This window comes from Gemmobacter nanjingensis (assembly GCF_014652195.1).
GTDB classification, from domain to species: Bacteria; Pseudomonadota; Alphaproteobacteria; order Rhodobacterales; family Rhodobacteraceae; genus Gemmobacter; species Gemmobacter caeni.
In genome coordinates this window covers 504,619-530,473 of sequence record NZ_BMYI01000001.1, presented here as the reverse complement: position 1 = coordinate 530,473, position 25,855 = coordinate 504,619, and the positions used below count along the sequence as shown (strand labels likewise).

Annotated in this window: 27 protein-coding genes; 16 read left to right on the top strand and 11 right to left on the bottom strand. The window is 65.2% G+C overall.

Annotated elements, in window-relative coordinates:
* Positions 1 to 45: 45 nt before the first annotated feature.
* Positions 46 to 1,068 carry a TRAP transporter substrate-binding protein gene (locus IE126_RS02670; protein ID WP_108128272.1) on the bottom strand — a complete coding sequence of 341 codons (1,023 nt, stop codon included), beginning with the start codon at positions 1,066 to 1,068 and terminating at the stop codon, positions 46 to 48.
* 168 nt (positions 1,069 to 1,236) lie between these two features.
* Positions 1,237 to 1,725 (bottom strand): MarR family winged helix-turn-helix transcriptional regulator, encoded by a 489-nt coding sequence (locus IE126_RS02665; protein ID WP_054301788.1) that lies wholly within the window; start codon positions 1,723 to 1,725, stop codon positions 1,237 to 1,239.
* Positions 1,726 to 1,867: 142 nt separating this feature from the next.
* On the opposite strand from IE126_RS02665, the gene IE126_RS02660 reads away from it, so the two are divergent.
* From IE126_RS02660 to IE126_RS02600, 13 genes are all read left to right on the top strand, one after another.
* Positions 1,868 to 2,818, top strand: a complete 951-nt coding sequence (locus tag IE126_RS02660) for a PDR/VanB family oxidoreductase (protein WP_229825190.1) — start codon at positions 1,868 to 1,870, stop codon at positions 2,816 to 2,818.
* A gap of 11 nt (positions 2,819 to 2,829) precedes the next feature.
* Positions 2,830 to 4,170, top strand: coding sequence for an aromatic ring-hydroxylating dioxygenase subunit alpha (locus IE126_RS02655; RefSeq protein ID WP_054301789.1), 1,341 nt, complete (start codon positions 2,830 to 2,832; stop codon positions 4,168 to 4,170).
* A complete protein-coding gene (locus IE126_RS02650) occupies positions 4,167 to 4,646 on the top strand; it encodes an aromatic-ring-hydroxylating dioxygenase subunit beta (RefSeq protein ID WP_054301790.1) in 480 nt (159 codons plus the stop codon). Before IE126_RS02655 ends, IE126_RS02650 begins: the two co-directional genes overlap by 4 nt.
* The gene (locus IE126_RS02645) at positions 4,643 to 5,371 is read left to right on the top strand and encodes an SDR family oxidoreductase (protein WP_189380103.1); all 729 of its coding nucleotides are present in this window, start codon (positions 4,643 to 4,645) and stop codon (positions 5,369 to 5,371) included. Before IE126_RS02650 ends, IE126_RS02645 begins: the two co-directional genes overlap by 4 nt.
* 42 nt (positions 5,372 to 5,413) lie before the next feature.
* Positions 5,414 to 6,340: a UDP-N-acetylmuramate dehydrogenase gene (gene murB, locus IE126_RS02640; protein WP_189380102.1), complete on the top strand. Its 927-nt coding sequence runs from the start codon at positions 5,414 to 5,416 to the stop codon at positions 6,338 to 6,340.
* A 38-nt stretch (positions 6,341 to 6,378) separates the two neighbouring features.
* A complete protein-coding gene (locus IE126_RS02635; RefSeq protein WP_108128276.1) occupies positions 6,379 to 7,302 on the top strand; it encodes a D-alanine--D-alanine ligase in 924 nt (307 codons plus the stop codon).
* A complete protein-coding gene (locus IE126_RS02630; protein ID WP_054301794.1) occupies positions 7,290 to 8,246 on the top strand; it encodes a cell division protein FtsQ/DivIB in 957 nt (318 codons plus the stop codon). The genes IE126_RS02635 and IE126_RS02630 overlap by 13 nt, the downstream gene beginning before the upstream one ends.
* Entirely contained in the window at positions 8,243 to 9,577 is a 1,335-nt protein-coding gene (ftsA, locus tag IE126_RS02625; RefSeq protein ID WP_054301795.1) for a cell division protein FtsA, read from the top strand. The genes IE126_RS02630 and ftsA overlap by 4 nt, the downstream gene beginning before the upstream one ends.
* A 213-nt stretch (positions 9,578 to 9,790) precedes the next feature.
* Entirely contained in the window at positions 9,791 to 11,440 is a 1,650-nt protein-coding gene (gene ftsZ / locus IE126_RS02620) for a cell division protein FtsZ (protein ID WP_108128278.1), read from the top strand.
* Between the two features lie 234 nt (positions 11,441 to 11,674).
* Positions 11,675 to 12,595: a UDP-3-O-acyl-N-acetylglucosamine deacetylase gene (gene lpxC / locus IE126_RS02615; protein ID WP_054301797.1), complete on the top strand. Its 921-nt coding sequence runs from the start codon at positions 11,675 to 11,677 to the stop codon at positions 12,593 to 12,595.
* 162 nt (positions 12,596 to 12,757) lie between these two features.
* Complete coding sequence (locus IE126_RS02610; RefSeq protein WP_189380342.1) at positions 12,758 to 13,609, top strand: outer membrane protein assembly factor BamD; 852 nt, start codon at positions 12,758 to 12,760, stop codon at positions 13,607 to 13,609.
* A gap of 52 nt (positions 13,610 to 13,661) precedes the next feature.
* Entirely contained in the window at positions 13,662 to 15,305 is a 1,644-nt protein-coding gene (gene recN, locus IE126_RS02605; RefSeq protein WP_189380101.1) for a DNA repair protein RecN, read from the top strand.
* Between the two features lie 110 nt (positions 15,306 to 15,415).
* On the top strand, positions 15,416 to 15,580 hold the full coding sequence (locus IE126_RS02600; protein WP_082400751.1) for a DUF3563 family protein: 165 nt from the start codon (positions 15,416 to 15,418) through the stop codon (positions 15,578 to 15,580).
* Here IE126_RS02600 and IE126_RS02595 read toward each other — a convergent pair whose 3' ends face one another.
* From IE126_RS02595 to IE126_RS02580, 4 genes are all read right to left on the bottom strand, one after another.
* The gene (locus tag IE126_RS02595; RefSeq protein WP_189380100.1) at positions 15,581 to 15,982 is read right to left on the bottom strand and encodes an SgcJ/EcaC family oxidoreductase; all 402 of its coding nucleotides are present in this window, start codon (positions 15,980 to 15,982) and stop codon (positions 15,581 to 15,583) included.
* Entirely contained in the window at positions 15,969 to 17,345 is a 1,377-nt protein-coding gene (locus IE126_RS02590) for an FAD-binding oxidoreductase (RefSeq protein WP_189380099.1), read from the bottom strand. The genes IE126_RS02595 and IE126_RS02590 overlap by 14 nt, the downstream gene beginning before the upstream one ends.
* A 47-nt stretch (positions 17,346 to 17,392) precedes the next feature.
* Positions 17,393 to 18,046 (bottom strand): DUF1638 domain-containing protein, encoded by a 654-nt coding sequence (locus IE126_RS02585; protein ID WP_189380098.1) that lies wholly within the window; start codon positions 18,044 to 18,046, stop codon positions 17,393 to 17,395.
* Positions 18,047 to 18,145: 99 nt separating this feature from the next.
* Positions 18,146 to 18,838, bottom strand: a complete 693-nt coding sequence (locus IE126_RS02580) for a corrinoid protein (RefSeq protein WP_054301802.1) — start codon at positions 18,836 to 18,838, stop codon at positions 18,146 to 18,148.
* A 153-nt stretch (positions 18,839 to 18,991) separates the two neighbouring features.
* On the opposite strand from IE126_RS02580, the gene IE126_RS02575 reads away from it, so the two are divergent.
* On the top strand, positions 18,992 to 20,080 hold the full coding sequence (locus IE126_RS02575) for a PA0069 family radical SAM protein (protein WP_189380097.1): 1,089 nt from the start codon (positions 18,992 to 18,994) through the stop codon (positions 20,078 to 20,080).
* Here the strand turns inward: IE126_RS02575 and IE126_RS02570 are convergent.
* The 3 genes from IE126_RS02570 to IE126_RS02560 are packed head-to-tail and all read right to left on the bottom strand — an operon-like array spanning position 20,062 to position 21,856.
* On the bottom strand, positions 20,062 to 20,475 hold the full coding sequence (locus IE126_RS02570) for a DUF4260 domain-containing protein (protein ID WP_229825189.1): 414 nt from the start codon (positions 20,473 to 20,475) through the stop codon (positions 20,062 to 20,064). The genes IE126_RS02575 and IE126_RS02570 overlap by 19 nt on opposite strands.
* Positions 20,468 to 21,481, bottom strand: a complete 1,014-nt coding sequence (gene bmt, locus IE126_RS02565) for a betaine--homocysteine S-methyltransferase (RefSeq protein WP_108128286.1) — start codon at positions 21,479 to 21,481, stop codon at positions 20,468 to 20,470. The genes IE126_RS02570 and bmt overlap by 8 nt, the downstream gene beginning before the upstream one ends.
* A 60-nt stretch (positions 21,482 to 21,541) precedes the next feature.
* Entirely contained in the window at positions 21,542 to 21,856 is a 315-nt protein-coding gene (locus IE126_RS02560) for a DUF1476 domain-containing protein (protein WP_108128287.1), read from the bottom strand.
* A gap of 193 nt (positions 21,857 to 22,049) precedes the next feature.
* Between IE126_RS02560 and IE126_RS02555 the strand changes: the two genes are divergently transcribed.
* Entirely contained in the window at positions 22,050 to 22,826 is a 777-nt protein-coding gene (locus tag IE126_RS02555; protein ID WP_054301858.1) for a phosphoribosylaminoimidazolesuccinocarboxamide synthase, read from the top strand.
* 12 nt (positions 22,827 to 22,838) lie between these two features.
* Positions 22,839 to 23,078 (top strand): phosphoribosylformylglycinamidine synthase subunit PurS, encoded by a 240-nt coding sequence (gene purS / locus IE126_RS02550; protein WP_054301806.1) that lies wholly within the window; start codon positions 22,839 to 22,841, stop codon positions 23,076 to 23,078.
* A 77-nt stretch (positions 23,079 to 23,155) separates the two neighbouring features.
* Here the strand turns inward: purS and IE126_RS02545 are convergent, their stop codons facing one another.
* Together IE126_RS02545 and IE126_RS02540 are read right to left on the bottom strand one after the other, a co-directional pair.
* On the bottom strand, positions 23,156 to 24,535 hold the full coding sequence (locus IE126_RS02545; protein ID WP_108128288.1) for a cytochrome P450: 1,380 nt from the start codon (positions 24,533 to 24,535) through the stop codon (positions 23,156 to 23,158).
* Entirely contained in the window at positions 24,532 to 25,779 is a 1,248-nt protein-coding gene (locus IE126_RS02540) for a hypothetical protein (RefSeq protein WP_189380341.1), read from the bottom strand. The genes IE126_RS02545 and IE126_RS02540 overlap by 4 nt, the downstream gene beginning before the upstream one ends.
* Positions 25,780 to 25,855: the final 76 nt, after the last annotated feature.

Genomic DNA, 25,855 nt, shown 5'->3' with positions numbered 1-25,855 from the left:
CCCGCAGGCGTGGGGCGCGCCGGTCCGGCGCGCCCTTGGGTCGCGTCAGTTGCCGGCGGCGGCGGTCATCTCTGTCATGACCATATCATAGGCTGCCTGTGCGTCGATGCCTGCGGCAGAAATCTGCGCCAGAACCTTTTCGCGCACCCGCGCGGCCATTTCGGCGAAGGCGGCCTGATCTTCCGCGCTGGCGGTCACGATCTTGTTGTCGGCCGCCGCTTCGGTCGCGGCGCGGGCGTCATTGTCGCTCTGGTCCCAGACGGCGCCCATCATGCGGCTGGCCGGTTCGCCGAACACCTTTTCGTCCAGCGCCTTCTGCACATCCTCGGGCAGGCTGTCGAAACGTTCCTGGCTCATCAGCACCGCGAAGGAGCCGCGATAGAAGCCGCCGGGCATTTCATAGACGTTCTTCGCCACTTCGTTCAGCTTGAAGCTGACACGTTCGCCCATGTTCATCGCCACCGCGTCTGCGGCGCCGGAGGCCAGCGTCTCATAGACCTTGGGCGCGGGCACCTGAATGCCGACGAGGCCAAGTTCGGCGCCCACTTCGGCCGAAACGCCGCCGCCGAGGCGGGTTTTCAGACCCTTCAGATCGGCCAGCGTATTGATTTCCTTGCTGGAGTGGATCTGGCCCGGACCATGGGTGGTCAGCGCGATCAGCTTGACGCCACGATGTTCGTCCAACTTGTCAAGGAAAGCCTTCTGCACATGCCAGTAGGCAACCGAGGCGGCCTCCGCATTGCCCGGATAGCCCGGCAGTTCAATGAGCTGAGTGCCGATGAACCGGCCCGGCTGGTAGCCGTGGAAGATCACCGTCATGTCGGCAGCACCATCCATCACCAGATCCATCTGGGCGGGCGGCGGGGCGAGGCCAAGCTTGATCTCGCCGGTGACCTGGCCGTCGGTGGCCTCTTCCATCATCTTCACCAGCCCTTCCAGCATGCCGGTGTTGATCGGGTGGGTCGGCGGCAGCCAGCTCGAGATGGTCAGCGTCTCGGTGGCATGGGCGGCGGCGGCGGTGCAGACGGCAACGGCGGCGCTGGCAAGAAGGCGTGCAATCCTGGTCACGGTGGTCTCCCTGTTGTGCGGCCCGACAGCTCCTCTTCCGGCGGGCTCATTATATGCAATTTCATGTATCCACAGAATCAGCCAGTTGTGAACTGATTTTTCATGTGAGGATGCGATGCGCCGCAATTTCTTGTGGCACAGGGATTTTCGGGGGATCTTCGGGGCGGGTCAGGCGTCCAGCGTCTCGGCCGGGGCCAGCCGGTCGATCAGCGCGCGCAGGGCTTGTTTGATTCGGGCGCCGTCGCTGCCTGCGAGGATATTCAGCAGATCGGCTTCGTGCCGACGGGCCTCGATCACCAGCGCCTCGGCCAGCGCGCGGCCTTCGGGCGACAGGTAAACCCGCGTGCGGCGGCGATCCTCGGGGTCGCCGCGCCGGGTGACGAGGCCGCGATCCTCCATCTGCGCGATGATCTTGGTCAGGCGCGACTGTTCGATCAGCGCGAATTGTGCCAGCCGGGTCACCATGGCGCCGTCACGGTCATGCAGACACGCCAGCACCCGCCATTCGGGCACGCGAAGACCTTCTTCGCGCACCCGCGCGTGAAACTGCGCGCTGGCGGCCTCGCTCGCGGCGGCCAGCAAATACAGCAGATAGCCCGAAACGAAAGTGTCTTTCAGTCCGGTCTCTGTCTCGGGCGCGGGGGTGGTGTCGGTCATGCAGTCCTCCGGTCTGGCAGAAGAACGCCGGGGCGGGGCAGGTTGTCAATGCGAAGGGCGGTCAGCGTCGCGCCGGGCGGTGAAAAAAACGCTTGACGAAATTTACATGAAATTTCATGTTTTGTGGAGGGGAGGACGAAACGTGCACAGCATCAAAGCCAGAATTACGGCCATCCAGCCACTGACCGACCGTATTCGCGAGTTCCGCCTGACCGGCGTGGCCGAGCGCCCGTTGCCGGGATGGGAGCCGGGCGCCCATGTCCGCGTCTCGCTGCCCGATGGCGACAGCCGGGCCTATTCGCTGATCGCGCTGGCCCGCGTGCCGGAGGCACCGGCGGAGTATCGCATCGCGGTGCAACTGGAACCCGAGGGCAAAGGTGGCTCGCGCTTCATGCACGGGCTGGCGGAAGGGGCGGAGGTCACGCTCAGCCTGCCAAAATGCGATTTTCCGCTGGTGGCCGGGGCGCCTGCTGCTCTGCTGGCGGGTGGCATCGGCGTGACGCCGATGATTTCCATGGCCACCGCGCTGAAGGCGGCGGGCACGCCCTTTGAATTCCATTACGCCGGGCGCAGTGCCGGGCTGATGGCCTATGCGTCCGCTCTGGCGGAAACCTTCGGCCCGGCCTTCACCGCGCATTGCGACGACGATCCGGCCACCGCGCTGAATCTGGACGCGCTGCTTGCCGCACTGGGCGACCGGCACATCTATGCCTGCGGCCCGCGCGGCATGCTCGACGCGCTGCGCCAGAAGGCCGAGGCGGCGGGCATCCCGGCCAGCCGTGTACATTTCGAACTGTTCGACGCCCCGCAGGCCGAGACGGGCGACACCGCCTTCGAGGTGGAGCTTGCCTCCACCGGCCAGACCTTCACCATCCCGCCCGACCGCAGCATCATCGAGGTGCTGGAGGAAGGCGGCGTCGATCTGGTCTACGACTGCCAGCGCGGCGATTGCGGCATCTGTCAGTGCGGCGTGATCTCGGGCGAACCCGATCACCGCGACGTGGTGCTGTCCGAGGCCGAGCGCGCGGCCGGGAAGCTCATGCAAATCTGCGTCAGCCGGGCGAAATCGCTGCGGCTGGTGCTTGATCTCTGAGGGAGGAAGCCATGACACGTTATACCGGCGACAAGGCGGCGGTCGCGGCTCTGGTGCAGGGGCATCAGGTGCATCGCGACGTCTATATCGACCCCGAAGTCTACCGGCTGGAGATGAAGCATCTCTTTGCCAATGCCTGGATCTTCGTGGGCCATGACAGCCAGACCCCGAACAAGGGCGATTATTTTACCACCATGGTCGGCGATCAGCCGGTCATCCAGGTGCGGCATACGGATGGCGAGATCTACGTTCTTTACAACCGCTGTCCGCACAAAGGCACCAAGCTGGTGATCGACCGCACCGGCAACACCGGCAAATTCTTCCGGTGCCCCTATCACGCCTGGTCGTTCAAGACCGATGGCTGCCTTCTGGCGATCCCGCTGAAGAAGGGCTACGAAAACACCGGGTTCGACCAGACCGACGCCGGCCATGGCATGAAATCCGTGGGCGCGGTGATGAACTACCGGGGCTTCATCTTCTGCCGTCTGGCGGAAGAGGGGATTTCCTTCGAGGATTTCTTCGGCGGCTCGCTGTCTTCCATCGACAATATGGTGGACCGCTCGCCCGCACAGCGGCTGGAGGTGGCGGGGCCGCCGCTCCGCTACATGCACAAGTGCAACTGGAAGATGCTGGTCGAGAACCAGACCGATACCTGTCACCCGATGGTCGCGCATGAAAGCTCGGCCGGGACGGCGGTGCGGCTGTGGAAGGAACTCGACATGCCCGAGGGCACGCCGCTGCCCCCGGCGATGGAGATCATCGCCCCCTTCACGTCGCCCTATGAATTCTTTGAGAATATGGGCATCCGTACCTGGCCCAATGGCCATGGCCATACCGGCGTGCATCATTCGATTCATTCGAACTACACCGAGATTCCGGGCTATCTGGACAAGCTGTCGGCCACCCATGGCGAGGAAAAGGCCCGCGCCATTCTGGGCGAGAACCGGCACAATACGGTCTATTTCCCGAACATCATGATCAAGGGCCCGATCCAGCAACTGCGCGTGTTCATTCCGCTCGCCGCTGACAAGACGCTGGTGGAAAGCTATATCTACCGGCTGGTCGATGCACCCGAGGAGCTGACCGCGCGCACCGCCATGTATAACCGCATGATCAACGCCCCCACCTCGATCGTCGGCCATGACGATCTGGAGATGTATGAGCGTGCGCAGGAAGGCTTGCAGGCCGATGGCATGGAATGGGTGAACATCCAGCGCCTCTACGACCCGGACGAGGATTTCGAACAGGAAAGCGTGCTGAACGGCACCACGGAAAAACAGATGCGCAACCAGTTCCATGCCTGGGTGAAGTTCATGACCCATGACATGCCGGCACGGGAGGCCGCGGAATGAGCGTGACGAAGGACGACATCATCGACTTCCTCTATGACGAGGCGCGGATGCTGGACGAGGGGCGCTATGACGACTGGCTGGCGCTCTGGCTGAAGGACGGGCACTACTGGATGCCGCTCGACTACAAGCAGACTGATCCGCTGAACGTGACCTCGCTGATGTATGAGGATATCTTTATGCTCAAGGTCCGGGTGGAGCGTCTGAACGGCGCGCGCACCTTCAGCCAGAAACCGAAAAGCCGCTGTCATCATGTGTTGCAACGCCCCTGGGTGGACGAGATCGATCTTGAGAGCGGGCGCATCCGCACCACGACGCAGATGCACTATATCGAGACGCGGCTGGATGAGCAGATGCTGCTGGCGCTGACCGCGCAGCATGATCTGGCGCTGATCGACGGGCGGTTGCGCATTGCCAACAAACGGGTCGACATCCTCAATTGCGACGCCGCCTTCGGCAATATCCAGTTGCTGCCATGAGCGCGGATTTCACCGCCGTCATCACCGGCGCGAGCAAAGGCATCGGCGCCGATCTGGCCGGGCGTCTACTGGCGCGCGGCTACCGGGTGATCAACCTGTCGCGCGGCCCGGCCGAATTCAGCCATGACCATTTGGAGAATGTGTCGGTTGATCTGCTGGACAGCGCGGCTGTGACCGAGGCCGCCGCCGCCATCGCCGCCCGGCATGAGGTGACACATGTCATCCACAACGCCGGGCTGGTCTGGCCGAAGCTGGTGGAGGAGGCGCAGCCCTCCGATATCACCGGCCTTGCGCAACTGCACCTTGGCGCGGCGCTGTCGCTGGTGCAGGCGGCCTTGCCCGCGATGAAGGCGCGGCGCTTCGGGCGTATCCTGTTCAATGGCTCGCGCGCGGCGCTGGGTGTGCCGACGCGCACCGCCTATTCCGCCAGCAAGGCGGGGATGATCGGCATGGCGCGAACTTGGGCGCTGGAACTGGCGCCGCATGGCATCACCGTCAATGTGGTGGCGCCCGGACCGATCCAGACCGACAACTTCTGGGGCATTGTGCCCAAGGGCAGCGAACGTGAGGCGGAACTGGCGAAACGCATTCCGGTCGGTCGGCTGGGCACGGTCGATGATGTCAGCAACGCCTTCCTGTTCTTCTGTGATCCGGCCTCTGGCTTCGTCACCGGCCAGACGCTTTATGTCTGCGGTGGCGCGAGCGTGGGAAGCATGAGCCTGTAGCCACGGCTTGCGCGGGGCAGGGCGGGCGGCTACCAGAGGGGTATGACCAAGCTTCCCACCCCGCGCGGCGCGCTGACGCCGGACCGTCCGCTTTCCGATCTGACCTGGCTGCGCGTCGGCGGCCCGGCCGACTGGCTGTTCCAGCCCGCCGACGAGGCCGATCTGGCCGAATTTCTGGCGGCGTTGCCGCCCGGGGTGCCGGTGTTCCCGATGGGGGTCGGGTCGAACCTCATCGTCCGTGATGGCGGTATCCGGGCAGTGGTGATCCGCCTCGGGCGCGGTTTCAACGGTATCACGGTAGAGGGCGGACGCGTCACGGCGGGGGCCGCCGCGCTGGACGCCCATGTTGCGCGGAAAGCCGCCGAGGCCGGGCGCGACCTGACCTTCCTGCGCACTATCCCCGGTTCTATCGGCGGGGCGGTGCGGATGAACGCGGGCTGCTACGGCCACTACGTCGCGGATTTTCTGGAGGAAATCCGCATTGTCACGCGGTCGGGGCAGATTGAAACCCTGCCCGCCGCTGCGCTGAACCTGCGCTATCGCCAATCCGACCTGCCGGATGGCGCCGTGGTGATCGGTGCCACCTTTAACGCGCCTGCGGGCGATCCTGCCGCGCTGGCGGCGCGGATGGAGGATCAGTTGGCCAAACGCGACGCGAGCCAGCCCACCAAGGACCGCAGCGCCGGTTCCACCTTTCGCAACCCGCTGGGGCGCAGCTCCACCGGCGCGGCGGATGACACGCATGAGCTGAAAGCCTGGAAGGTGATTGATGAGGCTGGCATGCGCGGCGCCCGCATGGGCGGCGCGCAAATGAGCGAGATGCATTCCAACTTCCTGATCAACGCCGGAGGGGCGACAGCCGCCGATCTGGAAAATCTGGGTGAGGAAGTACGAAAAAGGGTTTTCCAACACAGCGGGATCACGCTAGAGTGGGAAATCATGCGCGTCGGCGAACCGGCGACAAAATAACGAAGAATATCGGGGCAAAGACCCTGAAGAGGCAGTAAATGGCGGGCAAGTCGGGCAGGACGTGCTCCCGTGTAGCGGTATTGATGGGCGGCCGTTCCGCAGAGCGGGAGGTGTCGCTGTCGTCCGGGCGTGAATGCGCCAACGCTTTGCGGGTAGCCGGGTTTGAGGTGGTCGAGGTCGAGGCTGGCCCCGATCTGGCCGTGCGCCTGCATGAAATCTCTCCTGACGTCGTGTTCAACGCCCTGCATGGCCGCTGGGGCGAGGATGGTTGCGTTCAGGGTCTGCTGGAATGGCTGCGTATCCCCTATACGCATTCGGGTGTGCTGGCCTCGGCGCTGGCCATGGATAAAGAGCGCTCGAAGCAGACCTTCCGGGCCGCCGGGCTGCCGGTGGCGGAAAGCCTGATCGCCCCCCGCGACGAGGTGCGCACGCGCCATGTGATGCAGCCGCCTTATGTGGTGAAACCCTATAACGAAGGCTCTTCGGTCGGGGTCTATCTGGTGCATGAGGCCGCCAACGGCCCGCCGCAGCTTTCCGACAACATGCCCGAGCGGGTTATGGTCGAAACCTATGTGCCTGGGCGCGAATTTACCTGCGCCGTGATGGGCGACCGCGCGCTGGCGGTCACTGATATCATCACCTCTGGCTGGTATGACTATGACGCCAAATACAAGGCGGGCGGGTCGCGGCACGAGGTTCCGGCCAATATCCCGGCCGAAATCGAGGCGGCCTGTCTGGATTACGCGCTTCGCGCACACCGGGCGCTCGGTTGCCGGGGGCTCAGCCGGTCGGATTTCCGCTGGGATGAAAGTCGCGGGATGGCCGGGCTGATCCTGCTGGAAACCAATACCCAGCCGGGGATGACGCCCACGTCGCTCGCGCCCGAGCAGGCAGCCTTCCACGGCATCAGCTTCCCGGATCTCTGCCGCTGGATCGTGGAGGATGCGTCATGCGACCGCTGACTGCTGACCGCCGCTACCCCGATGCGCCGCGCGCCCGCGCGCCGCAGCAGGGCTATGTTCCGCAGGCGGCCTATACGCCCGCGCCGCGCCGGGACCCTGCGCCGACGCGCATGGCCTACCGGATGCAGCGGCTGTGGCTGACGCCCGCGTTCCGGGTGCTTATGCGGGTCGGGGTGCCGGTCCTGTGCGTGGCGGCCGTTGGCGCGATTGCCTTCGGTCCCGAAGCACGGCGCAATGCGATTTTCGCCCAGGTGGGCGAGTGGCGTCAGGCCATCGAGAACCGTCCGGAATTTCGCGTCTCGGTCCTGCAGGTCACCGGCGCCTCGCCTTCGCTGGATGCCGCGATCCGCGAGATGCTGGATGTGAAGCTGCCGGTTTCGCGCTTCGCCATCGACCTTGAGGCCGCGGCGACCCGCATCCGTACTCTGGATGCCGTGGCGCAGGCCGAGGTCAAGGTGGGGTCGGGGGGCGTGCTGTCGGTGCAGATCACCGAACGCAAGCCCGCGCTGATCTGGCGCAAGGAAGCCGAGCTTGACCTGCTCGATGCTTCGGGCCGCCGCGTGGCGCAGGTGCTGGAACGGGCCGACCGTCCCGATCTGCCAGTGGTGACCGGCCTTGGCGCCGACAAGGCCGCCGCTGAGGCGCTGGCCATCGTTGCCGCCGCCAAACCCGTGCTGCCGCGTCTGCGCGGCCTTGTTCGGATTGGCGAACGTCGCTGGGATCTGGTGCTGGACCGTGATCAGCGCATCCTGCTGCCCGCCGACAATCCGGTGCGGGCGCTGGAACGCCTTCTGGCGCTCGACAAGGCCGAGGATCTGCTTGGCCGTGACATCATCGCCGTGGACCTGCGCAATCAGGCCCGCCCCACCATTCGCCTTTCAGCCGATGCCCTGCGGAGCCTGCGCCGCGCCAAGGGGCTTGAGACCGTGGAGAACGCCCTGTGACCGATCTCTATCATTCGCAACGTGCCATGCGGAACATGCGCCGCGCCGCCATGCAGCGGGGCGTCGTCGCCATTCTCGACATCGGGTCGAGCAAGATCGCCTGTCTGGTCCTGCGCTTCGACGGGCCGGAGCGGCGGCGCGAAACCGATGGCGTGGGGTCCATGGCCGGTCAGTCGCAGTTCCGCATCATCGGCGCGGCGACAACCCGGTCACGCGGGGTGCGCTTTGGCGAGATCCACGCGATGAACGAAACCGAGCGCGCCATCCGCACCGCCGTTCAGGCGGCACAGAAAATGGCCAATGTTCGGGTCGATCACGTCATCGCCTGTTTTTCGGGCGCAGAGCCGCGCAGCTATGGTCTGGCGGGCGAGATCGAACTGGCGGACAGTGTTGTCACCGAACATGATGTGGCGCGCGCGCTGGCCGCCTGCGACATGCCCGACATCGGGCAGGGGCGCGAGGTGCTGCATGCCCAGCCTGTGAACTTCGCGCTGGATCATCGCACTGGCATGGGCGACCCGCGCGGACAGATCGGCAACCGTCTGGCCTGCGACATGCACCTGCTGTCGGTCGAGGCGAGCGTGGTGCAGAACCTGTTCTATTGCATCAACCGCTGCGATCTGGAGGTCGCGGGCATCGCATCCTCGGCCTATGTCTCGGGCATTTCCAGCCTCGTCGAGGACGAACAGGAGCTGGGTGCCGCCTGCATCGACATGGGGGGCGGGTCGACCGGCATCTCCATCTTCATCAAGAAGCATATGATCTATGCGGATTCGGTCCGCATGGGCGGCGATCACATCACCTCCGACATTGCCAAAGGCCTTCAGGTGCCGATGACGGTGGCCGAGCGGATCAAGACCAAACACGGCGGTGTGCATGCCACCAGCATGGATGACCGCGAGATGATCGAGATCGGCGGCGACAGCGGCGACTGGGAAAAGGATCGCCGTCAGGTCAGCCGGACCGAGCTGATCGGCATTATTCGCCCGCGCGTCGAGGAAATCCTCGAAGAGGCGCGCGTGCGGCTGGATGCGGCCGGGTTCGAGCATCTACCAAGCCAGCAGATCGTGCTGACCGGCGGCGCGAGCCAGATCCCCGGTCTGGACGGTCTGGCGGCGCGCATCCTGGGGCAGCGGGTCCGTCTGGGACGGCCCCTGCGCATCCAGGGCCTGCCGCAGGCCGTTACCGGACCTGCATTTTCCTCGTCGGTCGGGCTTTGCCTGTTTGCCACCCATCCGCAGGACGAATGGTGGGACTTCGACATTCCGGCCGAACGCTATCCGGCGCGGTCGCTCAAAAGGGCCATCAAATGGTTCCGGGACAACTGGTAACCCGCAACAAATTGCGGTCATGGCGAAATCCCGCTGAAATGGCGGCGTTATCCCCCATATTTTGTGGGTTTTGTGTGTTTTTTAGGTGACGGCGCAAGCCACTGTGGATAGAATTGCGGATAACTCAGGATCAAGGCGTGCGGGACAGGCACGGGCAAAATCCTGATAAAGAACGAGAAAACGGCGGCCCCAAGAAAAGCAGGCGGATTTGCAATGGCACTGAATCTGATGATGACCTCCCAGAGTGAAGAGTTGAAGCCGCGCATCACCGTGTTCGGTGTGGGCGGGGCAGGCGGCAATGCCGTTGACAACATGATCGAGAAGAACCTCGAGGGTGTGGAGTTCGTCGTCGCCAATACCGATGCTCAGGCGCTGCAACAGTCGCGCGCCGGGGCCCGCATCCAGATGGGGCCGCGGGTGACCGAAGGTCTGGGCGCGGGTGCGCGCCCCTCGGTCGGCGCCGCCGCCGCCGAGGAAACGATCGAGGCGATCGTGGATCATCTGGCCGGGGTCCACATGTGCTTCATCACCGCCGGCATGGGTGGCGGCACCGGCACCGGCGCCGCGCCGATCATCGCGCAGGCCGCGCGTGAACTGGGTGTGCTGACGGTCGGCGTTGTGACCAAGCCCTTCCAGTTCGAGGGCAACAAGCGGATGAAGCAGGCCGAGGACGGAATCGAGGCGCTTCAGAAGGTGGTCGACACGCTGATCATCATTCCGAACCAGAACCTGTTCCGCCTGGCCAACGAACGCACCACCTTTACCGAAGCCTTCGCCATGGCCGATGACGTCCTGTATCAGGGCGTCAAGGGCGTGACCGATCTGATGGTGCGGCCCGGCCTGATCAACCTCGACTTTGCTGATGTGCGTGCCGTGATGGACGAGATGGGCAAGGCGATGATGGGCACCGGCGAGGCGACCGGCGAAGACCGCGCCGTGCAGGCCGCCGAGAAGGCGATTGCCAACCCGCTGCTGGACGAGATCAGCCTGAACGGCGCCAAAGGCGTGCTGATCAATATCACGGGCGGCTATGATCTGACCCTGTTCGAACTGGATGAGGCCGCGAACATCATCCGCGAAAAGGTGGACCCCGACGCCAATATCATCGTCGGCTCCACGCTCGACCCGGAAATGGAAGGCGCGATCCGCGTGTCGGTCGTGGCGACCGGCATCGACGCTTCGGCTTCGAACCGCGCCGAAACCCCGACCCGTCGCCCGATGGGCAGCGCTGCGCCCAGCTTCGCCCCGGCGCCCGAGCAGAAGCCGGAGCCGCGCGTCGAAGTCCGTGCCGCCGAGGCTCGCCCGGCTGTGACGGTGCAGGTAGTGCCCGCCCAGCAGGCCGCTGCGCCGGTCGCTCCGGCCCCGCAGCCGCAACAGGCCGCGCTGTTCGACACGCCCGCCGCCGGGTTCGAGCCGATGCACGAGGACGAGGCAGTGGACGACATGCCGCCCCCGGCCTACCGTCCGCAGCCTGCTGCGCCGCAACCGGCCCCGCAGTCCCGCAGCTTTGCCGCCCATGATGCCGATGCGGGCAATTTTGTTGCTCCGCGTCCGCGTGCCGCTGGTCAGCCTTCGCCCGAGGCGCTGGCCCGTCTGCAAGCCGCTGTCAGCAAGGCACCGCCCGCTGCACAGCGCCCGGCTGCGCCGCAAGCCCCGGCCGCCCCGGCGCGTGCGCAGGAAAAACCGCGCTTCGGCATCGGCTCGCTGATCAACCGCATGGCAGGCCATGCGGCGGAACCGGCAGCCGAACGTCCGGCGCCGCGTCAGCAGCCGCAGGTGCAGGCCTATGACGACGAGCCCGAGCTTTCGGCCGATCAGGAGCGGATCGAGATCCCGGCTTTCCTGCGCCGTCAGGCAAACTGACCCAGGGGCAGGTCACATTTTTTACACAAAAGGCCCGCGCAAGTGGGCCTTTTGTCTATTTAAAGCATGAGCTTAGTGCCGTGTCGGCGGAATGTCCCGCTGTGTTACGGCCAGTGTTACAACTCGTCACAATGTGTGAGTTGAGGTCTGATCCCATCGGAACTACCTAAACTGAGCGGTTTTGTGCCAGCCTTGGTGCAGTGCCGCGAGGGGAATAATCAAGGGTCACCTGACGTGCAGAACACGTTGAAATCCGCCGCTGTCTTTGATGGTCTTGGCCTGCATTCGGGCCAGCCGGTGCGCATGATCGTGCACCCGGCGGCCGAGGATTCGGGGATTCTGTTCCGCCGGACCGACCTGCCTGCCGCCGAGGCCGACATTCCTGCGCGCTGGGATGCCGTTGTCCCGTCGAAATTGTGCACACTGGTGGCCAATGTGGCCGGGTCCAGCGTTTCGACCATCGAACATATCATGGCCGCTCTTGCGGGATGTGCCATCCACAACGCCGTGATCGAGATTGACGGGCCGGAAGTGCCGATCCTCGACGGGTCGGCCGTGCCCTTTGTTGAAAAATTCCTTGAGGTCGGTCTGGTCGAACAGGCCGCCCGTGTACGTGCGATCCGCGTCCTGAAGCCGGTCGAAGTGCGCGAGGGGGATGCGGTTGCACGGCTTGAGCCCTCGGACATGCTGGAAATCGATTTCCGCATCGACTTTGCGGAAGCCGCGATCGGCAAGCAGACCAAGATGCTGAACATGGCGAACGGGGCCTTCGTGCGCGAATTGTGCGACAGCCGCACCTTCTGCCTTCAGGCCGATGTCGACCGGATGCGCGCCAACGGGCTGGCCCTGGGTGGCACGCTGGAAAATGCCGTGGTGTTTGAAAACGGCCAGGTGCTGAGCCCCGGTGGCCTGCGCCACGCGGATGAACCCGTGCGCCACAAGATGCTGGATGCGCTGGGGGATCTGGCGCTGGCCGGGGGGCCGATTCTTGGCCGCTACACCGGCATCCGGGCCGGTCACGCCATGACGAACCGCCTGCTGCGCGCCCTGTTCGCCGATCCGTCGGCCTGGATGTCGGTGGATTGCGGCACGGTGACGGGCTGCAAGCTGCCGGGCATGGGTGTGCATCCGGGCGATCTGCCCGTGCATCACTGACGCCGGGCGGATGCCGCGGGCTGGTGGCAAGAAAGGCGTTTTGCCTCTCCCGTTTTTCATGCTAGGACAAGCCGAACAGCCTTGGCGGGCCGCCGTCAGGGACCAAGCCGCGCGGGACTTTTGCCCGCAAGGGCCGGAAGTGACGAGGCAGATGTGCAAGAGATGACGGGCGGAAAATCGGGCGCGGCTGTTCTGGGCGGCCTGCTTCTGGTAGGTATGCTTGCCGGTTGCGGCGGGGGCGGCGGGGCTGCCAGCAAGGAAGTGCCGCTTGATACGCTCAGCGCGGAGCAGATTTACAAGAAGGGCGAGCTGACGCTGGAAGGCGAACGCAATCCCAAGAATGCCATCCACTATTTCACCGAGGTGGAGCGGCTCTATCCCTATTCCGACTGGGCCCGCCGTGCGCTGATCATGCAGGCCTTCACCTATCACAAGAACCGCGACTACGAAGAGGCGCGGCAGGCGGCACAGCGTTTCCTCGATTTCTATCCGGGTGACGAGGATGCGGCCTATGCCAAATACCTCATGGCGCTCAGCTATTATGACCAGATCGACGAAGTCGGCCGCGATCAGGGCCTGACTTTCCAGGCGCTTCAGGCGCTGCGCGAAGTGATCGAGCAGTATCCCGACAGCGAATATGCCCGTTCGGCGATGCTGAAATTCGATCTGGCCTTCGACCATCTGGCGGCGAAGGAAATGGAAATCGGCCGCTACTATCTGAAGCAGCGCCATTACACTGCTGCCATCAACCGCTTCCGCGTGGTGGTGCAGGATTTCCAGACCACCACCCATACCGCCGAGGCGCTGCATCGTCTGGTTGAAGCCTATCTGGGCCTTGGCCTGACGGACGAGGCGCAGACGGCAGGCGCGATTCTGGGCCATAACTACCAGTCCAGCCCGTTCTATGACGACAGCTACAAGCTGCTGACCAAGCGGGGGCTGGAGCCGAAGGCCAAGGGCAACAGCTGGCTGGCCAAGGTCTATCGCCAGATGATCAAGGGCGAGTGGCTGTAAGGGGGAGGGGGCCCACCCCTCTTCCGGTTCGGGCCCTTCTTTGGAACTGATGATGCTCCGCTCGCTCGACATCCGCGACATGCTTATCATCGACAGGCTCGCGCTGGCGTTCCAGCCGGGCCTGAACGTGCTGACCGGCGAAACCGGCGCGGGCAAGTCGATCCTGCTGGACAGCCTGGGATTCGTGCTTGGCTGGCGAGGCCGGGCCGAACTGGTGCGCGCTGGGGCCGAAAAGGGCGAGGTGACGGCGGTTTTCAATCTGGCGCCGGGCCATCCCGCCCATGCAGTGCTGGAGGAATATGGCATCGAGGCCGAGGACGAGCTGATCTTCCGCCGTGTGAACCATGCGGATGGCCGTAAGACCGCCTGGGTCAATGACCGCCGTGTGTCGGGCGAGGTGCTGCGGGCGCTGTCAGATACGCTGGTGGAACTGCATGGCCAGCATGACGACCGGGGTTTGCTGAACCCGCGGGGGCACCGGCAGATGCTGGACGCTTTCGCCGGGCTGGATCTGGCGTCCGCGCGCGCTGCCTGGGGCGCTCTGGGGCGGGCGCGGAAGCGGCTGGACGAGGCGCAGGCGGCGCTTGCCGCCGTGCAGGCGGAAGAGGATTTCCTGCGGCACGCGGTTGCGGAACTCGACAAGCTTGATCCCGAGCCGGGCGAAGAGGCGACGCTGGACGTCCGTCGCCGCACCATGCAGGCGGCCGAGAAAATCCGCTCCGATGTCGCGCGGGCGCATGAAGCACTGTCCGATCAGGGGGCCGAGGGTCTGCTGTTCGATGCGCTGCGCCGTCTGGAAGGGGCCGCCGATCAGGCCGAGGGCGCGCTGGAGGCTCCCTTGGCGGCGCTGAACCGGGCGCTGCATGAGTTGGCCGAAGCGCAGCAGGGTGTGGAACGCTGCCTGTCAGTGCTGGACGTCAACCCTGCCGAGCTTGAGGCGATCGAGGAGCGGCTGTTCGCCATTCGTGCGCTGGCGCGCAAGCATGGCGTGTTGCCCGACGATCTGGGCACCCACGCGATCACCCTGCGCAATCGTCTGGCGGCGCTGGATGGCGGGGCTGAAACCGTGGCGCGGCTGACGCGCGAGGTGACGCTGGCAGAAGATGCCTACGGGGCCGAGGCCGCGCGGCTGACCGAAGCGCGCAAGGCGGCGGCGGGGCGGCTGGATGCCGCCATGGCGGCGGAACTCGCACCGCTGAAGATGGAACGCGCGGTCTTTGCGACTGAGGTCGGACCGGGCGAGGCCGGGCCGGAGGGGCAGGATGCGGTGGCTTTCACCGTCGCCACCAATCCCGGTGCGCCCGCCGGGCCGCTTAACCGCATCGCCAGTGGCGGGGAACTCAGCCGCTTTCTGCTGGCGCTGAAAGTTTGCCTGACCGGCGACGCTCCCGGCATGACGCTGATTTTTGATGAGATCGACAGGGGTGTCGGAGGCGCGACCGCCGATGCCGTAGGGCGGCGGCTGAAGGCGCTGGCCGAGGGGGCTCAGGTTCTGGTCGTCACCCACAGTCCACAGGTGGCGGCTTTGGGGGCGCATCACTGGCGGGTGGAAAAGCGGGTCGAGGGGGACATGACGCTTTCGACCGTCACTCCGCTGGGCGCCGAAGCGCGGGTTGAGGAAATTGGCCGCATGCTCGCGGGCGATACCGTGTCCGATGCCGCGCGGGCGGCGGCGATGGCACTGCTCGACGGGTGATGCTGCGTTGCAGCAAGTGCAGGGCGGCAGGGCGCCGTTTGCAATTGTTCCGTCAGGTGTGCTGACCTATCTTGGGGTCAGGGAGGCTGAACCATCAAAAGGGTTTTGCCATGATGAACAAGATGTCCCGCTTCCTGCGGTCTTTCCGTATCCCCAGCACCGAGGAGCTGGAGATGGCCTATCTGGAAGGCGCGCGCGATCGCTACGATCTGGAATACCGGCAGCACGAGATCGACGCCGGTAAGTTCCGCCGCAATTTCGCTTACTATTACTGATCAACCCTCCGCCGCGCAGAATTGCAGCGCGGCGGCCCGCCAGCCTTGCGGGGTGATGATCAGCGTCGCCACCAGAACCACGCCTACGCGGCCCAGATCCGCGCCCTGCGGGTCGATCAGGCCGGACAACACGAAGCGTTGATGCAGCACGGCAATCTGCGGCCCCAGTTGCCGCAGCTTGGCCCGCCCCGTCACCAGACGGGCGCGGGCCAGCGTTCCGGCAAATTCGGCGGCGAAGGTCGTGGCGATGTCCTTGCGGCCCTCCGCCCAGCGGCCGGTCAGGCTGACCAGATCGCCGTCCTCGGCCATCAGATCGGCCAGCGCCTTGGCGTCCTGGGCCGTCCAGGCGCGGGCAAAGGCGCGGGCGAAATCATCGGCAGTGGTCGTTTCAGCCTTGGTCATGCGGCGGCACCAGCTTTCCGGGGTTCATCAGGTTCAGCGGATCAAGCGCGCGTTTCACCGCGCCCATGGCCGCCCAGGCAGGCCCGTGTTCGGCAGGCATGTAATCAAGCTTGCCCATCCCGATCCCGTGTTCGCCGGTGATCGTGCCTCCCAGTCGTAACGCACGATCTGCCATGCGCGCGGCCAGCGCCTTGGCGGTGGCGCGTTCGTCGGCCGAAGCCGGGTCGATCAGGAGGATGGCATGGAAATTACCGTCGCCGACATGGCCCAGAATCGGGCCGGGCAGGCCGCTGGCTTTGATGTCGGCGCGGGTTTCCTCCACGGCCTCGGCCAGACGGGAGATCGGAACGCAGACATCGGTGACGATGGCCGTGGCGCCGGGGCGGGCGGCAAGGCAGGCCGGATAGGCATTGTGCCGCATTTTCCACAGCGCATTGCGATCTTCGGTCTTTTCCGCCCAGCGGAAACCGGCAGAGCCGTGGCTGGCCGCAATCTCGCCAAAGCGCTGCGCCTGTTCGGCAACGCCTGCGGCAGAGCCGTGAAACTCCACCATCAGATGCGGCATTGCGGGCAGATCCTGCCTGGCATGGGCATTGCAGGCGGCAACGGCTGCGGTATCGAGAAACTCGATCCTCGCCATCGGAATGCCGCTCTGGATCGTTTCGATCACGCAATCGACAGCACCGGACATATCGGCAAAGCCGCAGACGGCGGCAGAGACCGCTTCGGGCTGGCCGTGCAGGCGCAGGGTCAGTTCGGTGATCAGCGCCAGCGTGCCTTCTGACCCGACCAGCAGGGCGGTCAGGTCATAGCCCGCGCTGGATTTCGGCGCGGCGCTGCCGGTGCGAATGACAGTGCCATCGGCCAGCACCGCCTCCAGCCCCAGCACGGCTTGTCGCATCGTGCCATAGCGCACCGCAGTGGTGCCCGAGGCACGGGTAGCCGCCATCCCGCCCAGCGTCGCATTGGCGCCGGGATCGACCGGAAAGAACAGCCCCGTCGCGCGGAGTTCGCGGTTCAGATCCTCGCGGGTGATGCCGGGCTGCACGCGCACCAGCATATCTTCGGGGCGCAACTCGACGATGCGGGTCATGCGGGTGAAATCGACGCAGATCCCGCCATGAAGGGCCAGCGCATGCCCCTCCAGCGAGGTGCCAGCACCCCAGCCCACCACGGGCAGGCGATGGGCGTGGCAGATCCGCAGGATCGCCGCGACCTCCCCGGTGGTTTCCGGCCAGGCCACGCCCTCGGGCGGGCCGGCGCTGACATGGGTTTCGCTGTGCGCATGGGCGTCGCACTCGGCGGCGCTGCGGCTGTAGCGGGGGCCCAGCAGGGCGGACAGTTCGGAATGCGCGTCATTCATGCCGCGACATTAGGCCTGGGCCTCCGCGAGGGGAAGGGGGCGCCACCTCAGCGCGCGGCAATCCGCTCGATTTCCACGGCCAGATCGCCGTATCCGGTGAAGCGCCGTTCATAGGCCAGACCCAGCCGCTCCGCCGCCTCTTGCGCCCTGGCATCCAGAACCGGGTCGTCTGTCTGCGCCTGATAGACCAGCTTGTCGTAATTGCCGAACATCATCTGGATCAGTTCGGGGTGTTTGTCGAAGCCCATGGGCCGCCAGACGAAGGCATCGAACTGCCGGACAAGGAAATCGGTCAGGTAAAAGGCGGTGATCTCGGTCTCGGCGATTTCGGCGAACCGCGCGTTGCCTTCAAAAAACGAATAACAATGCGGGCCTGCCAGCATCTCAACACCCAGTTGCTTGCACTTTTCCTGCAAGAGACCGCCTGTACCGCAATCGGCGTACAGGATGAAGACCTGCTGGTAGGCGCCCTTTGCTTCGGTGACTGCGCGCTCCACAGCGGCGGGAATGCGGTCGGGCCAGAGATGCAGGTTGGCGGGCAGGCATTGCAGATCCAGATGATCCCAGCCTCCCGCACGTTTCACCGCCAGCACCTCATGCGCCAGTGCGCCACAGGCGATCAGCAGCACGCGGCCCGCGTGCGCCTCGGGCGCAAGCCCGGCCTCGGTCAGGGTGATATCGTCGGGCAGCGTGACGGTCATCGCGGGCTCCGTATCTGACAGAGATATGGGGACTGGCCCCGAAACGAAAAGGCCCCGGACGTTCGCACGCCGGGGCCTTGATCCGCAGTGACTGCGGGATCAGAGCGTGTTGTGCTTGCGCGCAACCATGGTCTTTGCGGTTTCCACCGCCACGGCCGCGTCGCGGCAATAGGCGTCGGCACCGATCGCCTTGCCGAATTCCTCGTTCAGCGGTGCGCCACCGACCAGAACGATGTAATCCTCGCGCATGCCCTTTTCCTTCATCGTGTCGATCACGACTTTCATGTAGGGCATTGTGGTGGTCAGCAGGGCCGACATGCCGAGGATGTCGGGCTGTTCTGCTTCCAGCGCCTCGAGGTATTTCTCGACCGAGTTGTTGATGCCCAGATCCAGCACCTCGAACCCGGCGCCTTCCATCATCATGCCGACAAGGTTCTTGCCGATGTCGTGGATATCGCCCTTCACGGTGCCGATGACCATCTTGCCCATGCGCGGCGCGCCGGTTTCGGCCAGGAGCGGCTTGAGGATCGCCATGCCCGCTTTCATGGCGTTGGCTGCCAGAAGCACTTCGGGAACGAACAGGATACCGTCGCGGAAGTCGGCGCCGACAATGGTCATGCCAGCGACCAGCGCCTTGGTCAGCACGTCATAGGGGGCCCAGCCGCGTTCCAGCAGGATGTTCACGCCCTCTTCGATCTCTTCCTTCAGACCGTCATAGAGGTCGTCATGCATCTGAAGGACAAGCTCTTCGTCATTCAGCTCGGACAGGATGATATCGTCTTCGTCGGCCATCGGCGCGCTCCTGCGGAAAGTGTTATCGCTTCAATGCGACGGAAGCGACGCGGGGACTTTTCGCTTTGCGACATCGGGCTGAACAAAGACGACAGCGGCCCGAATCGTCGGACGGGGGGTTGCGATTTGTTCGCTTTATGTTCTAATTCGGAAATGACCGGAAAAGACACCACCCTCAGGCCGGAACTGCGTCTGCGTGCGCGTGGCGCCCTGGCGAATGAAAGCGGCCGGTTTGAACCCGGACGCCGCGTGGCGGAAGATGATGGCTGGGATCTGATCGAGGAGGAGCGGCTGCTGGAAACCGAGGTGCAGGTGGAACGGCCGCGTTCGGCCCTGAACTGGAACAAGTCGCCCGATCTGCCCTTTGACCGCAGCGTAAACCCCTATCGTGGCTGCGAGCATGGCTGCATCTATTGTTTCGCCCGTCCGACCCACGCCTATCTGAACCTGTCGCCGGGGCTGGATTTCGAGACCCGGCTGATCGCGCGTCCCGGTATTGGCGCGGTGCTGGAACGCGAGATCGGCCGCAAGGACTATGTCGTGGCGCCGCTGGCGCTTGGCACCAATACCGACCCCTATCAGCCCGTGGAAAAGACCTATCGGGTCACGCGCGAGGTGGTGCAGGTGATGCATGACTGGCAGCACCCTCTGGCGATCACCACGCGCGGCGCGCTGATCGAACGTGACCTGGACCTGCTGGCGCCCATGGCTGCGCTGGGGCTGGCGCGGGTGGGGATCACCGTCACCACGCTGGATGCAGGCCTGGCCCGCGCGATGGAGCCGCGCGCACCCACACCTGCCCGGCGGCTGGAGGCGATCCGCCGTCTCAGCGTAGCGGGGGTGCCGGTGCGCGTCATGGTGGCGCCGGTTATCCCTGGCCTGACCGACCCGGAGCTTGAGGCGATCCTGTCCGCCGCCCGCGATGCCGGGGCCGTGGCGGCGAGCTGGATCATGCTGCGCCTGCCGCTGGAGGTGGCCCCTCTGGTCGAGGAATGGTTGCGTGCGCGGGTGCCGGGCCGGGCCGAAAAGGTGCTGGCGCGCATCCGCGAATTGCACGGCGGCAAGCTTTACGATGCGCATTGGGGGCGCCGCATGCGGGGCGAGGGGATCTGGTCCGACCTTGTGGCGCAGCGTTTTGACAAGGCGGTGGCGCGGCTGGGGCTGACCGTGCCGCAACCGCCGCTGCGCCGCGACCTGTTTCGCCCGCCACCGCGTGCGGGTGATCAGTTGTCGCTGTTCTGAACGGGACGGGCTTTGCCGATACGCCCCAGATGGGTGAAGCCAAAGCCCCGCGTCTCTTTCAGCCCGTAACCCAGCATCCGGTCGAAGCCGACATGCGCGAGCCAGAGCAGCCCAAGACTTGCCATCAGGTCAGTCTGGAACCAGTTGCCCAGAGCCAGCAGCAGCGCCCCCAACCCATAATTGTGAACGCAGTTATAGCCGAAGGCCCCGATGCGCGGCCCGGCCAGATAGGCAAAAAAGCTCAGGTCCGGGGCAAGGAACAGCGGCAGAAGCGTGACCATGGGCAGCGGCTGTGGCCCTGTGAAATATAACAGAAGGGCGCAGAGGAATACCCCCGCGCCCTCGGCTTTCTGCCAAAGGATCGTGCCCCGGTCGCAGATGCGCCGGTCAGCCACGCCGCCCGCGCCGCTCACGCCGCGCGCTGCCCGCATCCTCGCCCGTGCCGTCCGACGCGGAGGAGAAGCCGCCCAGATGCGCAGAGATATCCTCCAGCGTCGGGCGCGGGCCCTTGGGGCGGCTTTCCAGCGCGGCACGCATGGCGCGCAGATGCTCGGGCATGGTGCCGCAGCAGCCGCCGATGATGCGCACACCGGCATCGCGCGCCAGCACGGCATATTCGGCCATCAACTCGGGCGTGCCGTCATAGACGATGGCGCCATCCTTGTATTTCGGGATGCCGGCATTGCCTTTGGCGATCACCGGACGCTCGGTGCCCTGGGCGAAGAAACCCAGAACGGTGCGCATGAGGTCGGAGGCCCCCACGCCGCAATTGGCACCGAAGGCCAGCGGCGGGTTCGGCAGCTTTTCCACCAGCGTCGCCAGATCGGCCGAAGTCACGCCCATCATGGTGCGGCCCGCGGTGTCAAAGCTCATGGTGCCGCACCAGGGCATATCGGCACGCGCTGCTGCCTCTGCGGCGGCCTTGAATTCTTCGGGGGCCGAAATGGTTTCCACCCACAGAACATCGGCGCCGCCTTCCTTCAGGCCTTCGGCCTGTTCGTGGAAGATCTCCACCGCCAGCTCATGCGTCAGGCTGCCCATCGGTGCCATGATCTCGCCGGTCGGACCGACCGAACCCGCGACGACAACGGTGCGGCCCGAGGCATCGGCGATCTCGCGGCCAAGGGCGGCACCCACGCGGTTCAGCTCGCGCACGCGGCCCTGCGCCCCGTGCAGCTTCAGACGGCTGGCATTGCCGCCGAACGTATTGGTCAGAAAAATATCGGACCCGGCTTCGACCGCGCCACGATACAGCGCGCGGATGTTCTCGGGCTGATCGGTGTTCCACAATTCGGGGGCATCACCCGAGGACAGCCCCATGTTGAACAGGTTGGTGCCGGTTGCGCCATCGGCCATCAGCCAGTCGCGCGACGCCAGAAGGCGGGAAAGTGCGTCGGTCATATCGCCTCGCAAGGGTAGGCTGCCCGAACGCCGGGCAGCCGGGAAATCGGAGATAGGGAATTACTGTTCCGACATCAGCTGCGCCTTGGCGACCGGCAGCAGCTCGGCGAGCTTGGCGCGGATCGCATCGGCGCTGGCGCGGTCGCCCAGATCTGCGGACAGCTTGCGCACCACATCTTCGGAGCCCGCTTCCTCGAAATCGGCGGCGACGATGGTCATCGCATATTCGGCGGCCTCGTCACCCGATTTGCCCAGCAGCCCGGCAGCCCAGAGGCCGGCCAGCTTGTTGCGGCGGGCTTCGGCCCTGAACTGCATGTCGGCGTCATGGGCGAATTTGGCTTCGAATGCCTGTTCGCGGTCGTCGAAGGTGGTCATGGCAAGGCCCCCTGAATGAATTGGTTCCGGTTTCCTTCCATATGCCCGCCCGTGGCCCCTGCCGCAAGGGCCGAGAGGAGGGACCGGGCGGGCGATGGCGCTAAACCTTGCGGCGGCGCGGCGCTTCCACTATGACGCGCGCAGACGGGCGGGGGTGCAATACCTTCCGCCCCAGCGCGATTCGGGAAAGTTCATGGCACGTCGGAAGAAGGTCTACGAAGGCAAGGCGAAGATCCTTTACGAAGGGCCGGAGCCGGGCACCCTGATCCAGTATTTCAAGGATGATGCCGCCCAGTCCGAACAGGCACCTGCTCAGGGGGCCGAAGGGAAGGGGCTGGAAGGCAAGGGGGTGCTGAACAACCGCCTGTCCGAATTCTTCATGGCCGGGCTCAATGCCATCGGCGTGCCGACGCATTTCATGCGGCGGCTGAACATGCGCGAACAGCTTGTCCGCATGGCGGAAATCCTGCCGGTGGATGTGGTGGTGCGCAACTTCGCCGCAGGCGATATCTCGCAACGCCTTGGCATTCCCGAAGGCACCGCCCTGCCGCGGCCGATCGTGGAATATTACTACAAGGACGAAAAGCTCGGCTCTCCCATGGTCGCCGAAGAACATATCGTCGCCTTCGGCTGGGCCAACCAGCAGGATCTGGACGATATGGTTGCGCTGGCACTGCGGGTGAACGATTTCCTGTCGGGCGTGATGCTGGGTGTCGGCGTTCGGCTGATGGATTTCCGCATCGAAGTCGGCCGGATCTGGGAAGGCGATTACATGCGCCTGATCGTCGCCGATGAGATCAGCCCCGACAATTGCCGCCTGTGGGATCTGCGCGGGCTGGAAACCCCGGACCGCGAAGGGCAGGTGCGCGAGCCCGGTCCGCTGAATGATGTCTATACAGAACTCGCACGGCGGCTGGGCGTTCTGCCCTCCAACGTGACCCATACCACCAAGCCGACCCTCATCAACTGAAAGGCCCTGACGATGAAAGCGCGTGTGACCGTGATGCTGAAAACCGGCGTTCTGGATGTGCAGGGCGAGGCCGTGCGCCGCGCGTTGGGTACGCTCGGCTTCGAAGGGGTCGAGGCGGTGCGTCAGGGCAAGGTGATCGAACTGGACCTGACCGCGACGGATCGCGCCAGGGCCGAGGAAGAGGTGAAGGCCATGTGTGAGAAGCTGCTGGCCAATACCGTGATCGAGAAATATTCGGTCGAATTGATCTGACGCCGGAGGGACGTGCAAATTTCTTTCTGAAGAAATTTGCAAATCTTTTCGGGAAAAGATTTGCGGCGCGCGGGCGGTCAGCTCGTGCGCCGTTCCAGTTTCAGCCAGATTCCATTGGCAGACCGTACCGTCAGATGCGCGGCGGGCACCGGCACGCGGTCGGGTAGGGCGGTCAGGCGGAAATCGCGCAGCACCATTGCCAGCAGGAGCGGCCCTTCCACCATGGCAAAGCCCGCGCCGGGACAGACGCGCGGCCCGGCTGAGAAGGGGATATAGGCATGGCGCAGCCCCTCGCGCCCGTTTTCCGTCTCAAACCGTGCGGGGTCGAAACCGTCGGGATTGTCCCACAGCCGTTCATGGCGGTGCAGGTGCCATGGTGACAGCACGATCTGCGCGCCAGCCGGGGCCTCGCGGTCACGCAGGCGCACCGGGCAGCGGGTTTGCCGCACCATCATCGGCACCGGCGGGTAAAGTCGCATCGCCTCGCGGAAGACGGCGCGGGCGAGTTTCAGTCGCCCCATCACGGTGAAATCCGCGGTTTCGCCCAGTTGCTCCTGTGCTTCGGCTGCCAGTCTTTCCTGCCAGTCGGGGTGTGTCGCCAGCAGATAAAGAGCCCAGGCGAGGGCAGAGGCCGAGGTCTCATGCCCCGCCAGAAAGAAGATCGCCACCTGATCCACCATTTCGGCGGTATCAAAGCGTGAGCCGGTCTGCGGGTCTGGGAAGGTCATGATCTTGGTTGCCAGATCATCCGGCGCGGTGCCCGTGGCGATTTCGGCGGCGCGGGCCGCGGTGAGGCTTTCGATGAGCTGGCGGATACGGGCGGCCGTTTGGCGGGTGGTACGGCTGTGAAAACGCGGCATCCAGCGCGGCAGCGGCAGGAAGGCCGCGAGGTTCAGGATCGGCTGCTCCTGCTGGTGGCGGCGGAACTCGTGGAACACTGCACTGGCGGTCGCATCCTCGATGGGAATGGAAAACAGCGTGCGGAAAATGACGTCGGCGGCGGCGTGGCTGGCCTCGAACTCCATCTCTACCGGCTTGCCATCGGCGCGGGGGGCGAGCCGGGCCAGCATCGCCTCGGCCGCGGCGCGCATGGCGGGGAAGGTATCGCGCAGGCGGCCGCCTTCGAAGGCGGGGTCGATGATGCGGCGCTGGCGTTCCCATGTCTCGCCATTGGTAACGAAGACAGAATTGCCCAGAAGCGGGGTCAACCCCTCGCGGATGCGGTTGGATTTCGGGAAATCGCGGGGACGCTCTTTCAGCACCAGATCGACCAGTGCCGGGTCGTTGCACATGTAGCTGCGAAAGAACGGGGTGCGGAATTCGGCCATCCATGCCCGGTAAAGCCGGGCGGGCTGGGCCGAGAGGATGTCGCGCCGGAACAGCCGCAGATAGCGCCACAGCGACACCCGGTCGGGGCGGGCGGGCGGCTTCGGGGGCAGGGGCGGTGCTGCGGTCATGCCACCGTGGTAAAGCGGTTGGCGGCACGGTCAATGCGGCTTTTCGACTCGGGCCGTCCGGCAAACCTGTCCGCCAGCGTCAGTGGCCCGGCGGTGACGCGGAAATAGTCGTAATCCCAGGGGGCGCCGGGCAGGTTGTCGAAGGCGCAGAGGTACTGGAAGTGCAGCCGGAAATAGCGCCGCTTCAACGCCGCCCAGGTTTCGGGCTTCAGGGTCTGCGTGAAAGCTGCGGAATAGATGCGTGGCCAGATCTGTTCTTCGGGTGCCACGCCCGACACCGCCACCGGATCGCAGAGCGCGAAGGCGCAGCCGTCGCCGGGGGCCGTCACGTCGATCCATGTGAGTTCGGGGCGCGTGGAAAGAAAGGCCAGATCGCCGCGCAGGCGCTTCGCCTCGGGCAGGTAGCTGACCATGGGCACCACCTGGCCCAGTGACAGGAAAGACAGCACAGGGCGCTGCTCCGGCAGCCCCTCGCGGATCAGGTCGGCAAGAATCGACACCGCCAGATGCGCGCCCGAGGAATGGCCGACCACCAGCACCTCGTCATAGGGGCCGGTCAGAGCCTCGGCAATGGTGTGGCGAAAGGCCGTCATACGGGCCTCAAGCTCCGGCGGGTTGGCGCCTTTCGACTGGGCCGAAAAAGCATAGTCGTGCATCAGGTAATAGGCATAGAACTTGCCGTCCTTGCGCTTGAACCAGCGCAGGATCAGCCCGGCCACTGCGAGGCCCAGGGCAAAACCGCCGATCCGCCCCGGCCAGCCGGGCAGCACGCTACGGGTGATCCACCACAGAGCGCCCCCGACGGCCAGCGCCAGCACCAGTTGCAGCAGCAGCGCAACGATGGGGTAAAGTGCCGCGATGATCGGCCCCCTGCGCAGCCGCATCAGCCGGAACAGCGCGCCGGAACCGATATAGGCCCACGCGGTGCGTACAAGCTGCACATAGGTCGCCGGGATCGAATTGCGCATCGAATGCCGCACGATGTCCGACCAGACCAGCACCTCGATATCAGCTTCGACCGGCTGCCCCTCGACCGTGGCCCGCACCTGCCAGCCATAGGGGCCGCGCACGCGTTTGGGCTTCAGTTCCAGCGTATTGCCGGAGAGGGTGGCCTGTGCCGCGCCTTCCTTGCGGTATAATTCGCGGTAGCGGCGCGGATGGATGGGATCGTAGCCGGGAATATAGAAAACCCGACGGCGGAACGTGCCACCATCCTTCGGGTCGTTCGGCTGATCATCCTGCATATCGCGCATCCGCATCCTCCGGCGGGCAGCCTGCCGGGCCAATCTGGCGAAAATAGGGTAGCGGCTGGGAGGACAA